The organism is Wolbachia endosymbiont (group A) of Cydia splendana (assembly GCF_947179475.1).
In the GTDB taxonomy this organism is placed as follows: domain Bacteria; phylum Pseudomonadota; class Alphaproteobacteria; order Rickettsiales; family Anaplasmataceae; genus Wolbachia; species Wolbachia pipientis.
Map to the genome: position 1 here is coordinate 703,660 of NZ_CAMXBP010000001.1, position 15,838 is coordinate 719,497.

Annotated in this window: 12 protein-coding genes and 2 pseudogenes; 7 read left to right on the top strand and 7 right to left on the bottom strand. The window is 34.9% G+C overall.

What is annotated here, in order from left to right; all coding sequences use genetic code 11:
• Positions 1–33 precede the first annotated feature (33 nt).
• The gene (locus OM961_RS03430) at positions 34–1,500 is read right to left on the bottom strand and encodes an IS4 family transposase (protein WP_264339584.1); all 1,467 of its coding nucleotides are present in this window, start codon (positions 1,498–1,500) and stop codon (positions 34–36) included.
• A 186-nt stretch (positions 1,501–1,686) separates the two neighbouring features.
• Positions 1,687–2,952, bottom strand: coding sequence for an MFS transporter (locus tag OM961_RS03435; RefSeq protein WP_264339412.1), 1,266 nt, complete (start codon positions 2,950–2,952; stop codon positions 1,687–1,689).
• A gap of 153 nt (positions 2,953–3,105) precedes the next feature.
• Between OM961_RS03435 and OM961_RS03440 the strand changes: the two genes are divergently transcribed.
• The 5 genes from OM961_RS03440 (at position 3,106) to OM961_RS03460 (ending at position 8,340) form a co-directional block, all read left to right on the top strand.
• Positions 3,106–3,690 carry a hypothetical protein gene (locus OM961_RS03440; RefSeq protein ID WP_264339595.1) on the top strand — a complete coding sequence of 195 codons (585 nt, stop codon included), beginning with the start codon at positions 3,106–3,108 and terminating at the stop codon, positions 3,688–3,690.
• 57 nt (positions 3,691–3,747) lie between these two features.
• Positions 3,748–5,073 (top strand): IS4 family transposase, encoded by a 1,326-nt coding sequence (locus OM961_RS03445; protein ID WP_264339413.1) that lies wholly within the window; start codon positions 3,748–3,750, stop codon positions 5,071–5,073.
• Between the two features lie 395 nt (positions 5,074–5,468).
• Positions 5,469–6,290 carry an AAA family ATPase gene (locus tag OM961_RS03450; RefSeq protein WP_264339414.1) on the top strand — a complete coding sequence of 274 codons (822 nt, stop codon included), beginning with the start codon at positions 5,469–5,471 and terminating at the stop codon, positions 6,288–6,290.
• 150 nt (positions 6,291–6,440) lie between these two features.
• On the top strand, positions 6,441–6,794 hold the full coding sequence (locus OM961_RS03455; RefSeq protein WP_264339415.1) for an ATP-binding protein: 354 nt from the start codon (positions 6,441–6,443) through the stop codon (positions 6,792–6,794).
• A gap of 547 nt (positions 6,795–7,341) precedes the next feature.
• On the top strand, positions 7,342–8,340 hold the full coding sequence (locus OM961_RS03460) for a pyruvate dehydrogenase complex E1 component subunit beta (protein ID WP_012673123.1): 999 nt from the start codon (positions 7,342–7,344) through the stop codon (positions 8,338–8,340).
• On the opposite strand, the gene OM961_RS03465 is transcribed toward OM961_RS03460, so the two are convergent.
• Positions 8,316–8,690 carry a TrbC/VirB2 family protein gene (locus tag OM961_RS03465; RefSeq protein ID WP_006279664.1) on the bottom strand — a complete coding sequence of 125 codons (375 nt, stop codon included), beginning with the start codon at positions 8,688–8,690 and terminating at the stop codon, positions 8,316–8,318. The two genes, OM961_RS03460 and OM961_RS03465, sit on opposite strands and share 25 nt — an antisense overlap.
• Before the next feature lie 359 nt (positions 8,691–9,049).
• Between OM961_RS03465 and OM961_RS07630 the strand changes: the two are divergent.
• Together OM961_RS07630 and OM961_RS03485 are read left to right on the top strand one after the other, a co-directional pair.
• Positions 9,050–9,990 (top strand): annotated as a pseudogene (locus OM961_RS07630) (IS5 family transposase).
• A gap of 7 nt (positions 9,991–9,997) precedes the next feature.
• On the top strand, positions 9,998–10,132 hold the full coding sequence (locus OM961_RS03485; RefSeq protein WP_264339417.1) for a hypothetical protein: 135 nt from the start codon (positions 9,998–10,000) through the stop codon (positions 10,130–10,132).
• Between the two features lie 511 nt (positions 10,133–10,643).
• On the opposite strand, the gene lepA is transcribed toward OM961_RS03485, so the two are convergent.
• From lepA to OM961_RS07635, 4 genes and pseudogenes are all read right to left on the bottom strand, one after another.
• A complete protein-coding gene (gene lepA, locus OM961_RS03490; protein ID WP_264339418.1) occupies positions 10,644–12,440 on the bottom strand; it encodes a translation elongation factor 4 in 1,797 nt (598 codons plus the stop codon).
• Positions 12,441–12,515: 75 nt separating this feature from the next.
• Entirely contained in the window at positions 12,516–13,919 is a 1,404-nt protein-coding gene (locus OM961_RS03495) for a malonyl-CoA decarboxylase (protein WP_264339419.1), read from the bottom strand.
• Between the two features lie 713 nt (positions 13,920–14,632).
• Positions 14,633–14,767: a hypothetical protein gene (locus tag OM961_RS03500; protein ID WP_264339417.1), complete on the bottom strand. Its 135-nt coding sequence runs from the start codon at positions 14,765–14,767 to the stop codon at positions 14,633–14,635.
• A gap of 7 nt (positions 14,768–14,774) precedes the next feature.
• A pseudogene (locus tag OM961_RS07635) lies at positions 14,775–15,715 on the bottom strand (IS5 family transposase).
• Positions 15,716–15,838: the final 123 nt, after the last annotated feature.

Sequence of the window (15,838 nt, forward strand, 5' to 3'; positions counted from 1 at the left end):
TTGTGGGTAATAGTAAGCTTCAAAACCTTACTATTACCCACAAGTATAAAATTCATGAGCAAGTTTCCATCCTTCTGCTAAATCAAAGAGACGTTTCCATCCCTTCCACAAAGCTATAGGGCCTGGTTCTAAGTCATTTTTGCGAGCTAAAAACCCTCCTAACTTGGCCACCCACCTCACAATTTCTCTTATAGGTGGTGGTGTCTCAGGATAGTTTTTTGTCTTAAGCATTTTGGTATATAAAACCTTCCATTCGTCGTCAGTCAGTATGAAAGTGCAAGAAAGATTTGGATTTGTTCTAGCTACTAGTGTGATAAAAAATATTCTCCATGCAATTATACTCATTATTGTAAGAAAGCGGATTAATCTATCTGCTGCTTGGAGCCTACATTCTTCAACTTTAAGACCAGATTTCAAAATTTTATGAAAAACCTCTATTCTCCATCTTAAGCAATACCATTGTATTTTTTCTACTGCTTCTTCAAAATTATTAATATTTATATTTGTCAACAAAATCCAGTTCACAGGCTCTTCGCCAAATGGGGGGTATTTTTCTATAGCATAGACAGCATTTAAACTTAAATTAGGAAGTTTTTGGGTTTTACGTCTAGCGTTATTTTTTGATGCATTCATCACAAAGTTGCTAAACTTTACTTCTAAAACTGTTGTTCTTTGAGGTTTATCATTGCGAGCAGGAATATTCACTTGTATTTCTCCTTGACAAGACATGCGATTCATCAGATCCCACAACCTTTCACCACCTTTTTCAGAATAAGTCGACTTCTTATTTATTGTTCTGTTTTGATTTCCTCTTACTACAAAAAGAGATTGATTAGTGGAAGCAACTTCAAATAAATCATACATATCTGCTTCTCTGTCACAGACGGTAACTACCTTGATATCCTTTAATCCAGGATGATTAGTAGAATATTTAAGTGATTCTATCCACCGTATGCTTTCTTTCTCTTCTATGGGAACAGCAGTATTATGGCTTCTTCTTTTCAACTCTTTTAGGTCTTCAGCTAAGGAGGGTCTAGTACTAATTTTTTGATCCAATAATCCTATAGGCAGTCCTTCTGTTGTAACTGCAAACGTTGTATGCATCACTAATCCATGTGTTTTAAAATTAGTTGTTTTAGATGTTAATCTTGCTGCTATAATCCCTAATCCTTCGGTCTTTTTATGATTTTTATATGAGATATAACTCGTGTCTTGGATAGCTAAGATAGTTGAGTATTCTTTAGCTCTTTCAACAGTTTTAATTATATGACTTTCTAATATCTTTCTCTCAGAAATGGCATCGTTTTGGAAAAATCTATAAGCTGCTTTACTTTGATGCCAATCTTCACAAGCTTGATTTATTGAACGCTCAGGCGATTCAGCAAAACTATTAACTATTTTTAGAAGCCTTTTACTTAATCTTATATCACCAAAATTAACAATTCCAAATTCACTTTCTGCCCATTCGCCAGTTGAAGTATTTATAGTTCTTTTCATCATATATTCCATTTTTAGACCATAGATCCATTTATAATAGAAAGTTGAATTAGTAAAATATCAGCTTTTTTACTATTTATATACTTATGGGTAATAGTAAGCGCTAACAAGCAGCGGGATGACGGTTGTCAGGGTGTCAGCTACTTAGATGAAACCCTTTCCCGGTCTATCAAATCACATAGGAGAAAACTAAGACCAATCAAATTTCTTATCTTGCGGTTTTATTTGCAATATTGCTACCACACTGATCAATAAGCAAAAGACTACATAAAGCCCAGCGGCAAAGTTTACTTGAGGAAATGTTATAGTAAACCAAGTGCATATCATAGGAGTAAATCCTCCATGTAACGCATAAGAGATGTTACGTGATAAACTCACTCCACTAAATCTAACATTGGTAGGAAAAAGTTCAGCAGCAACTATTCCTATAGGATTTATACCCCTTTCTATTATAGAAAGAGCCATTACACCAAGCATAATTATAAGATAACTTTTATAGTAGTATGCAGTAGATAACACAGGACAACACAGTACCATTGTGATCACTGTAAATAAGATTGCAGTGCGCTCTTTTCCTACTTTATCAGCTAACATTCCGAGCGCTATTGAAGATATCGGCATTAATATACTGGTTATAATGAGCACAATTTCATTGACATATGTTGTTACATACGTCTCAACCGACACTATTTCTTTTGCAATTGTTCGAAGAAATATGGTAAATCCAACAACAACATTAACAGGTACAGATATTAAAATAGCAAGTATCAGAGCTCTCTTGTAGCGTTTTATAAGCTCTATTATTGGCAAATCAGATAAATTCCTTTGTTTTCGATTTTCTTCATATGCTGGAGTTTCTCCTAATGTGTATACACTATATGCGCTGATTAACCCCAAAACAAATGAAAAAGTAAACGGCAACCTCCAACCCCAAGCGTTAAAATCAGTGTTTTTTTTGCAGATGATCACTACAATCACAGAGAGCAAGATGCCAATGGAGCGACCAAAACTTATTATTCCAAAAAACATTCCTAGTTTTTTCTTATTAGGTAAATGCTCTATGAGATAAACAGAACTGCCTCCTTGTTCAGCGCCAAGCGCAATCCCTTGTGTCACATGGATTGCAAGAAGCAATATAGTAGAAGTTATACCTATTTTGCTATAACTTGGAATAAACGCAACGAGACTAGACGGAATCGATATTAGCAAGATAGCAATCGTTAATGCCATTCTCCTTCCATACCTGTCACCAATGTGACCAAATATGAATGCGCCAAGTGGCCTTACCATAGCACCCAGTCCTGCAATTCCAAACAATTGCAGTATTCTGTTGTAAACATCTTTTGCACAACAAAACTCTCTACTAATTATGTTAACCAGATCGATAAAGAGCATATGGTCATACCATATTGCGATTCTGCAGAGAATAGCTGATATCAACACCCTTGTTTGCACTAAATTTAATTTGTAAATGTTTGCTTATTTCATTGTGGCTGCTTTTTGGGATTTTGCAACCTAAGGTGTGGGTTGACTTTTTTATTATGGTGTGTGAAACTAAAATGTTATTAACATAGGGACAAAGTTATGGTGGGTGTAATTTATTTAGCGATGCTGGGCGTGGCAGCAATAATAGGAGCTATAATAGGCACTTTAATAGGTCTCTTACTAAGTTTCACTAGTCTTTCACCTCTGATAATAGGCGGAACTGTTGGAGCCATCTATGTAGTGCCATTAATTGCAGCTTTCATAACAATTCTTTTGTATCCAATTCCATATGAGCGTCATAGCGGGTTAACATTAAAAGAAACTGCGTGTCTAGCTGGCTTGTTTATTGGAAGTGTTGCAGCCGGAGTTGGCCTTGTTGCATGTGGCTTGACTCCAATAATTAAAGTAGATTCTTTATCGTCTTTATCAACTACAGTTAGTTCTTTGTTAGCTATGGGAGCTACAATACCAGTACTTCTGATTGCAACTGCAATTGGAGTAGCTATTGTAATCGAGCTCGCTAAGCAAGCTAAGGAGTACATATCAGGTAAAATAATGCAAGCAGAAAAAGAACCTGTGACTGATACACATGAAGAACCAGGCTCTAAAATGGAAGAAGCAAAAGAAGAAAAAACTGCTAGAAATAAGCAGGCAGTACGGGAATGTTCAAAAAAGCATACGCGTCAAGTTAAGGAAATAAAGGTATGAAAGAGATAGAATAATAAGGTATAAGTTCTCCCAGATATACTTTTAGTGAGAGAACCAATGAATAAAATAACTTGCTTATCAAAAAAGCTCAAAGAATTTTTTAATGAAAAAGCAGAGAAAATCTCAATTATAACAAGGTTTATAAAAAGAAAGAGAAAGCTAAAAGGTTCATCATTCGTAAAAGCCATGGTCTTGGGTAATATAGGAGTTGATAATTGTAGCGTAGAAACAATGTGTCAATTACTAAACGAGGACTCGATAGATATAACAAAACAAGGTTTGGATTTTAGATTTACTGAAGAAGCAGTGGAATTTATGAAAAGGATGTATAATGAATCTGTGATTCTCTTTAAAAATATCTTGCAAGTTGATTGCAAAATCTTACAGCAATTTAATAGTGTTAAATTATTGGACAGTAGCTATATTACTCTACCTAACAGTATGGAAGAGATGTATAAAGGTTATGGTACTAGCTACAGTGGCTATGAAAGCAATACTAAGTCTGGAATAAAGTTACAATTAGTTTTCGACTACATGAATCAGATAATAGACCAACTTAATTTAACGGAGGGGGTAAGATCAGACCAGGGATATAGGAAACATTTAAGTAATATATTAAGCAATGATTTGCTAATATCTGATCTCGGTTATTTTGTGCCAAGTTCTTTTAAACAAATCAATGAAATAGGAGCTTATTTCATAAGTCGTTATAAATCCGATACCAACATATATGATGTAGAAACAAATCAAAAAATGGAGTTATTAGAATGTTTAGAGGATAAGTTATTTTTAGAAAACGAGGTATTGTTAGGAAAAGAAGCAAAAATTAGAGTAAGAATTATATGTCAGAAACTAACTGAAGAACAGTCTATGGCCAGAAGAAGGAAAGCTAATAGATTAGCAAGATCGCAGGGATATACATCCTCTAAAAGAAATCAAAAATTGTTGAACTGGTCAATATTTATAACTAATGTTCCAGAAAATAAAATTAGTGCTGAGCAAGTATTAACGATTTACAGAGTAAGGTGGCAAATTGAGTTATTATTTAAATTGTATAAAAGCCATATCAGGCTTGATAAGCTAAAAGGAAAGCCATGCAGAGTATTATGTGAACTATATGCTAAATTGTGCGCAATTCTTATATTTCACGGCATAGTTGGTTGCACAGAAGTGAAAAAGAATACAGAACTTAGCTTAACAAAGGCATTTATTGAGCTAAAAAGGCGGGTTAGAGAGTTATTTTTAGTATTAACCAAAATTAATAGTTTAAAAGCATTTCTTAAAAAACTCACTATAACTTGGTCGCGATTTTCATTAAAAGACAAACGTAGAAGGGCTAGAGTATCCACTTTAACCTCTCTAAATTTGCTCACAATCTCTTAACTTGACGCGTATGGTTCAAAAAACTCACCTCAACCTGGTTAAAATTTTCCTTAAAAGATAAATACAGAAAAACAAGAATATCAATAGCTTATTGTTTTAGCATTTACGATAAAGCAGTAAGCATTTTAAGACTAGTTACTAATTTAGTAAAATTCAAGACTTTCAATAATTTACCTAAAATCTAATCCAGAATTCGGGTTAATAATAAAATCTTGTTTTTTGAAAATGAATTTGGTAAACTTTAAGGATGTATGTGACAATATGGTGATATATTGTTTTTAGTATTTAATAAATTAAAGTACGTACTTGATAATTTTTCTGAACGCTCTAATCAAGCTAAAATAGGTAAGCTAGATAAAATTATTCTTAGTTTAAAATTGGTATAAGGTATTAAGATGAAAAAAATTGAAATTTCAGAATTACTAAAAAGAATTTCAATCTGTTTACTATGCGTGGCAACTATTGTCTCTATCGCTTTTTTGTTTGCCTATATGCATACAATGTTGCTTAGTAAAGGGTATGAGTTAGCTGCACATTATGTTAGTGAAGCTATGCCTTGTGTGTTACTTGTCGTTCTCCTTTTTATTGTTTGGTTTGTATATGATCAAGTATTCAGCAAACTAAAGGAAGTAGAGCTGCCTATATCGATAGAATTAGCTAATTCAGATGATAAAAGAATAACATTTGCTGATGCTATAATTGATGACTCCTTAAAACAACGGTTGCAGATGATTTGCTGTGACCAAATGACAGAAGAAATGCGCAAGCTGTTTGGAAATAAAAGTATTAATTCACTAAGAGGTTACATATTATATGGCCCTCCTGGAAATGGTAAAACACTTATCGCTCGTGCAATTGCAGGTGAATCAAATATGAATTTCATAAGCATCTCAGGTCCTGAACTTATTGGAGTATATATTGGTCATGGTGCACATGCTGTACGCGAGCTTTTTAAAATAGCAAAAAAATATTCTCCTTGTATAGTCTTTATAGATGAAATAGATGCAGTTGCTCAAAAAAGAAGTACCGCTAATAACTCAGCTTACCATTGTCGAGAGAGTTTAACACAGTTGTTAACTGAAATAGATGGATTTAAGAGCAGAAAAGATATAATAGTAATTGGTGCAACTAACCTTATCGGTGGTATAGATCCAGCACTTATTAGACCCTTACTATTACCCACAAATAAAAACATAGTATTGTATTTACTCAAATAATTTAATTTTATTAACCTGAAAGCTTATTAGATTAAAATTATTAAACTAAGAGTTATAATTTTAGCAACTAAAAGCTGTAAATTGCACCATATAAACAGTTATTTCAAGCAAAAGTTATGCCATTAAGAGCTATGCAACAAACATTTATATTTGTGGGTAATAGTAAGTATTAGACCTGGACGTTTAGGTCAGAAGGTTTATGTCCCTAATCCAAACATAGAGGTGAGACAAAAGATATTGGCACTTTATATGCGAGGTACAAAAACTGATGAAAAGCTAAGCCTCCAAGACATTGCAGACAAGAATGAAGGCTATTCTGGGGCTGAGTTAGAGCAATTAGTGAATGAAGCAAAAATTAGCGCTGGTGCGCAAAGACGGCTTATAGTGAGTGAGGAAGATTTCAGTTACGCGCTTCACAGGTTAAGTCCAGAACAAGAAAGAGATAGAATAAAGTTAGTTTCAAACGCGAAGACACAGATAGAAGAAACTTCTTTTATACGGTAAACATAAAAATTGAAATTATAGAAGTGTAGCTGAGCCAACCTTCGTTATTCTTATTATTACCCACAAATAAAGACATGGTATTGCATTTACTCAAATAATTTAATTTTATTAACCTGAAAGCTTATTGGATTAAAATTATTAAATTAAGAGTTATAATTTTAGCAACTAAAAGCTGTAAATTGCACCATATAAACAGTTATTTCAAGCAAAAGTTATACTGACCTTAGCTAGAAAAAGTGGTGGAAAAGTTAGGAATGTTTTTTACAAAAAAAGACAGTATCAATAAAAAGGATTTTATTCTATTTGAAATATAAAATTATCATGTATTTTTCTGTTATTCCCAAGTGAATTATTATTAACTTAGCAGTATATATTATTAAAAACACAAGCAATACAATCATTTTTAGCAACCAAAACCAGCAAGCGTGAGAAGATTTTTTTTTGGAATGAGTTGGTCATGATGTTTGTAAAACTTAATTTGTACACTTTACTTACCCCCAGTAATTCTGATATAGTTACTTTAGTTAAAGTCTATAAAAGTTTATAAATGGCAACCTTAAGTGTAAGAGAAGCTTTATGCACAGCAATTAGAGAAGAAATGCAAAACGACTCTGATGTGCTTATCATGGGTGAAGAAGTTGCAGAGTATGATGGTGCTTATAAAGTAACGAAAGGATTACTGAAAGAGTTTGGAGAAAACAGAGTAGTTGATACGCCTATTACCGAACATGGATTTGCTGGCCTTGCTGTTGGAGCGGCATTTGCTGGATTAAAGCCAATCGTTGAGTTTATGACTTTTAATTTTTCTATGCAAGCTATTGACCAAATTGTGAATTCCGCAGCAAAAACAAATTATATGTCAGGCGGACAACTTGGATGCCCTATAGTATTTCGTGGACCAAATGGCGCTGCAGCAAGAGTTGCTGCACAACATTCTCAATGCTTTGCAGCTTGGTATTCGCATATACCGGGGTTAAAAGTAATAGCACCCTATTTTGCCTCCGATTGCAGAGGTCTGCTTAAAGCTGCAATTCGTGACCCTAATCCGGTAATATTTCTAGAAAACGAAATAGCTTATGGACATGAGCATGAAGTTTCTGACTCTGAGCTATCAAACAAAGATTATCTACTTGAGATAGGCAAAGCTGCTGTTATACGGGAAGGAAAGGATGTAACTATCACTGCTTTTTCATTAAAATTAATGGATGCCTTAAATGCAGCAGATTTACTTTCGAGTGAAGGTATAGAAGCTGAAGTTATTGACCTCAGAACCTTAAGACCACTTGACACTCAAACTGTTATTAACTCTATTCAGAAGACTAATAGGTTAGTTAGTGTAGAAGAAGGATGGCCATTTGCAGGAATAGGAGCAGAGCTGTCAGCCGTTGTTATGGAACAAGGATTTGACTACCTTGATGCTCCAGTTGTACGTGTAACTGGCAAGGACATCCCCTTACCTTACGCTGCAAATCTAGAAAAAAAAGCATTACCGCAAGTGGAAGATATAGTTGAAGCCGTGCATCAGGTCTGTTTTAGAAAAAAATAGTTCTTTTTTGTGTCTCCTGTTCCGCATTGGTCCATCAAAGAAGTATTTCCAGTGCCGCCTATACCACCCATTACTTTTATGACGATAGTTTTAGCACCGAAAAATACAGCACAAAATATACCGAGTGCAAAAAGAGCTGGCCATGGCATTCTACCAAATATCGCAAGCAAAGCTGCACCTATTATCACTACGGTCATAAGCGGTCCGCCTATTCCCCAAACGTAGCCAATAATGTTACATATTACTTGAGCAGTTGTATCAGTATTAGTGTCAGCGGCAGCACTCCCAACATGAGAAAAAGAAATAAATAATACTATAAAAAGAATATTAAAAACTTTCCTAGGGTTCATCTCTATACCTTAAATTTAGATATTGCAATTATACCTAAAATACTATAATTTTTAGTAAAACTAGCATAAAGATTGAATAACAAACAGTGCCACAAAAGTAGTTGACACACAACTGCACAAATATTGTAATATAGACATAGTAAACGATATTATTCCAGTGCTTGACGCTGGAATCCAGACTTTAATTGTTATATTTATAAATAAGTCTGGTAAGAATAAACGTTCATCTCAAATGCAGTATTTTTGTTGAAATAGCTCAACTGGATCCCAGTGGGCTTTGTTGCATAGCAACTGAAAAAATCTGGTGGCTACTGACAAAATTCATTATAAAATAGCCATTTAACCTTGAAAGAAAAAATATGCCACAAAAAATGAGGGTCAGTAACCATAGCGAATATAACAAATTTCTAGAAAAAAGAGGAAATATTTTTCATTATATCAACGAAGCCATAGAAAAGTGGTACGAGAATGGTCCAAAAATACCAGGTGGCAACAATATTTATAGCGATAAAGTTGTAATTTTGGTGCACATAATAACTTGTTTATTTAGAATAGGCCTGAGGCAAACAGTTGGGTTTATAGCAGGATACCTTGAGCAAATTGGGAAAAATTTGCAAGTTATCAGCTATTCACAATCATCAAGAAGGTTTAAGAAACTCAATATTAAGATCAATGATTGCAGAAAATAATATGGAAGATATCGAAATTGCTATAGACAGTACAGGAATTAGTATATACAACAACACTCCTGGTCATAGCAAAGAAAATAGCGAAGATAGAAAGTATCGCAGCTATGAACAGACAAGAAAATTGCATGTAATGTTGAATACAAACAGCAAAAAAGCCATAGCTGTAAAATACAGTAACGGCTGATCACTATGGAGCTTGTGATTTGCTAAAAGAAGTCGATTTTCAGTATGTCATAAAAGTACTATATGCAGATAGGGCATATGACAGAGAAAAGCTCTATAAGCTGTGTAATCAATATGGTATAAAAACGAAAATTCCTCCGAAAAACAACGCAGCAGAGCATCCAAAGTTAGACTATATAGCTGAGAGAAATGCTGCAATTAGACTAATAAAATCATGCAGCGAAGATGGAATGAAGAGGTGGAAAAGGCAAACAAACTACGGAAAAAGATCTTATATAGAAAGTTTTTTCTCGCGACTGAAACAAACATTCGGGTTTAGTTTTAGGAATAAATCTGAGACAAATAGAGAGAAGGAACTACTTGTTAAATGCTATTTGCTCAATAAGTTCACTGATATTGGTATGGCTAAATTTGAGATAGCTTCATAAATTTATTGTGCGTTACCTACTATCCGAAGAGCGATGCAACAAAGCCATCCCAGTGTCAAGCACTGGGATGACAGCAGTCCTACGTCATACCGCCGCGGTATCTCAGCCGCTAACAAGTAGCGGGATGACGGTTGTCGTTTAGCCATAAACATTAAGAAATTTACCAAATGAAAAAAAGGCAAAAGAAGCCCCGTGGTGGTTGGCTATTTACTATGTACTAAAATATCGGCGTTTTTTTATTCTAAAACGCTTGATTAAGAGCGATTTAGCTGCTTTTAACTTGCAACTAACCTACACCGCAAGTGTTTAAGAAATTTACTAAGGAGGAAAAAAGGCAAAGAAACCCCGTAGTAGCTAGCATTCAAATTCTCCCTTGTCAATTTGACGTTTTTTGCTGTCTTAAACGCTTTGTAAGCGCGTTTCGGCTTATATAGGTAAAAACCTAAAAATTTTTAAAGACATGCGATGCACGTAGTGCGAAAAATTAAACATGAGACGCCAAATACCCTAAGTTTTTTGTCATCAACCTGCACAGATTGCGAAGATAAATAAATAGCTTCAGTTTCATGATAAGGGAGCTGGCGGAGTTTGTCAAGTAAGTTTTTTCGTTTCTAACGGTTGTTGCCAAAAACTATACAAGAAGTCTTTTAAGATCAATCACTTATCTTCAAGGCTTGAATAAAAGCATTCTGTGGAATATTTACGTTCCCTATAGAATGTAACCTTTTTTTACCCTTCTTTTGCTTTTCAAGTAGTTTCATTCTTCGCGTTACATCTCCACCATAGAGTTTAGCTGTTACATCTTTTCTGTATGGGTTAATCGTTTCTCTGGCAATAATTTTTCCGCCCACTGCCGCTTGAATCGCGATTTTATATTGCTGACGTGGTATTAGATCCTTCAAGCGTGCGCATATTTCACGCCCTCTTTTTTCTGCCCTACTTTTGTGAACGATACAAGCCAGTGCATCTACGGGCTCTCCATTAATTAAAAAGCTTAATTTATCTATTTGGCTTACCAGATAGCTGGAAATTTCCCAATCCAAACTTGCATATCCTTTGGAAATTGATTTTAATCGATCATAAAAGTCAAAAACAACTTCAGACAGTGGTAATTTATATCTTAACAATGCTGTTGTTGTGTTACCAATGTAAGATAAATCCTCCTGTTCTCCCCTCCTTTCTTCACATAGAGATAGAATCTCTCCCAAGTATTGGTCAGGGACCATTATGGTTGCGGTAATCCATGGTTCTTCCACAATTTCAATTTTCGTTGGATCTGGCATATCACTTGGGTTATGAATATTCAAAATTTCACCACTTCGTGTTGTAACCCTATATATAACACTCGGTGCAGTTGCTGTTAGGTCTAAATCAAATTCTCTCTCGAGCCTTTCTTGAATAACTTCAAGATGCAACATTCCCAAAAAACCACAACGAAATCCATAGCCTAGTGCATTTGAAGTTTCAGCTTCGAAGGTAAAACTTGCATCATTTAAATGTAACTTCTCTAGAGCTTCCCTTAGATATTTAAAATCATCCGTTTTGTGAGGGAAAATGCTACAAAATACCACAGGATGCACTTCTTTAAATCCAGGAAGTGCTTCACTACAAGGTCTCTTTTCCTCAGTGATAGTGTCTCCTACCTTGCAGTCTGCTACTTCCTTCATTGAAGCAGTTATAAAACCAACTTCACCCGCTGAAAGCTCACTCGTCATAACTTTTTTAGGGGTGAAAATACCAATATTGTCCACTTGATATGTAGCATTATTAGACATCATAACAATTCTCATGCCTTTTTTTAGCACTCCATTTTTAACTCGCACTAAAATTACTACTCCTAAGTAAGTGTCATACCAACTATCAACCAAAATTGCTTGCAATGGAGCATTTACATCACCTTGAGGAGCTGGAAGTTTTGCTACTATTGCTTCCAGTACATCTTTTATTCCAAGTCCAGTTTTTGCTGATATTAAAACTGACTCACTTGCATCAATACCGATTATTTCCTCAACCTGGAGTTTTACCCCTTCTGGATCTGCAGCAGGAAGATCAACTTTATTGAGCACAACTATTATTTCATGGTTGTTGTCAATAGCTTTATATACATTTGCAAGGGTTTGTGCTTCAACGCCCTGGCTACTATCTACCACTAAAAGTGAACCTTCACATGCGGCTAAGCTTCGGCTTACCTCGTAAGAAAAGTCAACGTGACCTGGGGTGTCCATGAGATTTAGGCAATATTGATTACCGTCGTTTGCCGTATAATTGAGTTTTACCGTCTGTGCCTTAATTGTAATCCCACGTTCGCGTTCTATATCCATTGAATCGAGTATTTGATTGGTCATTTCTCTTGCTTCAAGGCCGTTACATTCCTCTATTAAACGGTCAGCAAGCGTTGACTTACCGTGGTCTATATGCGCTATTATTGCAAAATTTCTTATGTTGTTCATTTATGGCTATTTTACTTAAGTAGAACCATTTTACATTTTAAGTGTTGTGAGGGCAATCCTTTATTAAGAGACTATTTACTCCTTCAACATAGACGACACTTTTTTCGAGCAGGAAATCACTTTATTAACCATATAGTTTTCATGATTATTATCTATTTTAGGCAACTCATATAGATAATTTACCATCATCCCGGCTGACTGACTAATACCCTTTTCAGAAGTATCCGCCATCCAGTTTAATTGTTTTATTGATGCGCCATTGCTTAAATGAAAATGTGCCACCGGGTCATAAGTATTTCCATTACTATTATTCACTTTTAGTAAATAATATGCACATAGTTTAAGCATGTATTGTTTAGTTTCATTTGTACATTCAACATTAGTTTTTAATTGCTCTGCACTTTCTAAAATTTCTGCACTAGATTGTTTTATATTTAGTTTGCCCAATAAAGTGACATCTTGGTTTAGATTGTTTTTTAGCCATTTCGTAAAGCCAGGTATTGGAGAAAGAGTTGCATATGTTTTTATACTTTTAAACTCCTGTGATAGCTTTTCTACAACCCTTTTGATCAAAAAATTACCAAGGCTGATTCCAGATAACCCTGCTTGAGTATTTGATATTGAATAGAATATAGCAGTGCTCGCATTACTCGGATCATTTGAAGGTACTGACTCATCTAAAAGGTGTTGAATGCTATCTGCAATCTTATCCACCAATGCAACCTCTACAAAAATTAGAGGTTCGTTTGGTATCTTGTAATGAAAAAAAGCAAAACAGAGACGATCAGAATCTAGTCTGTTTTTTAGGTCGCCCCAAGAGGAAATTTTATGCACAGCTTCATATTTTATAAGTTTTTCTAGCAATGATGCAGGTGAATCCCAAGTGATTTGACGAAGATCGAGTAGATCGACATCAACCCAAGTATAGAGTATATTTTTTAATTCGTTCTCTAGTGGATTCAAGCTTCTATGTTGGTTTTTTAGCTTAAGCACATCAGAACGCATATCAACAATAAACTTAAGGCCTTCTGGTAAAGAAATAAATTGCTTTAATATTTTAGAACGCGGTGATTCAAGAATTTTTATTAAATCCTGTTCAAATTTATAGTTTAACTCGGGATCTTGGTTTTTCTTATACTCTCTAATTTTCTCATCTATTTCCGCTTTATTCGGATTAAATTTTTCTGCCAGGGTTTGTAGAAATTTTATTTTACCTTTCTCTGATAAGCTTAAGTACAAGTTACCAAGAGATACAGCGTTTTTACGTGCTGAAACCTCCCCTCCCTTTGGATTTAAGCACTCGTTCATCTTCAAGACTAAACTATCGATATCGCGACTGTTGCTTAAATCAGGACTGATGTTACCAATCCACGATCTTACAGCATCTGCCACTCCACCTAGTATTTTAAAAAAGCTTCTTACCGCCTTTTTGTCTTCAACTTTCACTATATCAGTTTTTACCAATGATTCTTTTGTCATAGATTCCCTTTATTATACATAGCTAATGCAAGTCAGGGTCATACCGCCGCGATATCTCTAGATCCCGCTAACAAGCAGCGGGATGACGGTTGTCGGTAAACCCAAGTTATTTTAGCTACATATAGCTTAAGTTAAAGGAAAATTTTAGCTACATAGCAGGCACTATTACTAGATTATTAATAATTCAGTAATACAATAGACTTCTTGCACTACCTCCCAAGCCACAACTGTCATTCAGTAGAAACGAAAAAACTTGCTTGACAAACTCCGCCAGCCCCCCTATCATGAAACTGAAGCTATTGTATTTGCTTTCGCCAATCTGCAGATTAAAAGGTAAGGATTACTTAATGTATCGGCGTCTTATGTTCAATTTTTTGCAGTATATAGATACTGTATGTCTTTACAAAACTTCATCTACATCTAGATTTTTATCTAAATAAGCTGAACGCGCTTATAAAGCGTTACAAGACATCAAAAAATGCCAATACTCGACAGAGATAGTAAAAGACTAGCTAACTCGGGGATTCTTTGTCTTTTTTTCTGCTTAGTAAATTTCTTAAACATTTGCAGCGTAGGTTAGTTGCAATTAAAAGTGGCTGAATCTCGCTTGTCAAGCGTTTAAAACATAAAAAACGCCAATATTTTAAAGCGGATAATAACCTCAGGGCTTCTTTTGCCTTTTTTTCATTTGGTAAATTTCTTAATGTTTATGGCTAAACGACAACCGTCATCCCGCTACTTGTTAGCGGCTGAGATACCGCGGCGGTATGACGTAGGACTGCTGTCATCCCAGTGCTTGACACTGGGATGGCTTTGTTGCATCGCTCTTCGGATAGTAGGTAACGCACAATAAATTTATGAAGCTATCTCAAATTTAGCCATACCAATATCAGTGAACTTATTGAGCAAATAGCATTTAACAAGTAGTTCCTTCTCTCTATTTGTCTCAGATTTATTCCTAAAACTAAACCCGAATGTTTGTTTCAGTCGCGAGAAAAAACTTTCTATATAAGATCTTTTTCCATAACTCATCTCTTTTTTCCACTTCTTTATACCATCTTCATCATATGACTTTATGAGCTTGACTGCAGAATTTCTCTCAGCCATATAGTCTAACTTTGGATGCTCTGCTGCGTTGTTTTTCGGAGGAATTTTCGTTTTTATACCATATTGATTACACAGCTTATAGAGCTTTTCTCTGTCATATGCCCTATCTGCATATAGTACTTTTATGACATACTGAAAATCGACTTCTTTTAGCAAATCACAAGCTCCATAGTGATCAGCCGTTACTGTATTTTACAGCTATGGCTTTTTTGCTGTTTGTATTCAACATTACATGCAATTTTCTTGTCTGTTCATAGCTGCGATACTTTCTATCTTCGCTATTTTCTTTGCTATGACCAGGAGTGTTGTTGTATATACTAATTCCTGTACTGTCTATAGCAATTTCGATATCTTCCATATTATTTTCTGCAATCATTGATCTTAATATTGAGTTTCTTAAACCTTCTTGATGATTGTGAATAGCTGATAACTTGCAAATTTTTCCCAATTTGCTCAAGGTATCCTGCTATAAACCCAACTGTTTGCCTCAGGCCTATTCTAAATAAACAAGTTATTATGTGCACCAAAATTACAACTTTATCGCTATAAATATTGTTGCCACCTGGTATTTTTGGACCATTCTCGTACCACTTTTCTATGGCTTCGTTGATATAATGAAAAATATTTCCTCTTTTTTCTAGAAATTTGTTATATTCGCTATGGTTACTGACCCTCATTTTTTGTGGCATATTTTTTCTTTCAAGGTTAAATGGCTATTTTATAATGAATTTTGTCAGTAGCCACCAGATTTTTTCAGTTGCTATGCAACAAAGCCCACTGGGATCCAGCCTTTCACGCAATCCCATCAAGAA

Bases quoted from the DNA above. Each gene is read 5' to 3' on its own strand.
- OM961_RS03430 (WP_264339584.1), bottom strand. From the start codon at position 1,500: ATGATGAAAAGAACTATAAATACTTCAACTGGCGAATGGGCAGAAAGT.
- OM961_RS03440 (WP_264339595.1), top strand. From the start codon at position 3,106: ATGCTGGGCGTGGCAGCAATAATAGGAGCTATAATAGGCACTTTAATA.
- OM961_RS03445 (WP_264339413.1), top strand. From the start codon at position 3,748: ATGAATAAAATAACTTGCTTATCAAAAAAGCTCAAAGAATTTTTTAAT.
- OM961_RS03450 (WP_264339414.1), top strand. From the start codon at position 5,469: ATGAAAAAAATTGAAATTTCAGAATTACTAAAAAGAATTTCAATCTGT.
- OM961_RS03460 (WP_012673123.1), top strand. From the start codon at position 7,342: ATGGCAACCTTAAGTGTAAGAGAAGCTTTATGCACAGCAATTAGAGAA.
- OM961_RS03465 (WP_006279664.1), bottom strand. From the start codon at position 8,690: ATGAACCCTAGGAAAGTTTTTAATATTCTTTTTATAGTATTATTTATT.
- lepA (WP_264339418.1), bottom strand. From the start codon at position 12,440: ATGAACAACATAAGAAATTTTGCAATAATAGCGCATATAGACCACGGT.
- OM961_RS03495 (WP_264339419.1), bottom strand. From the start codon at position 13,919: ATGACAAAAGAATCATTGGTAAAAACTGATATAGTGAAAGTTGAAGAC.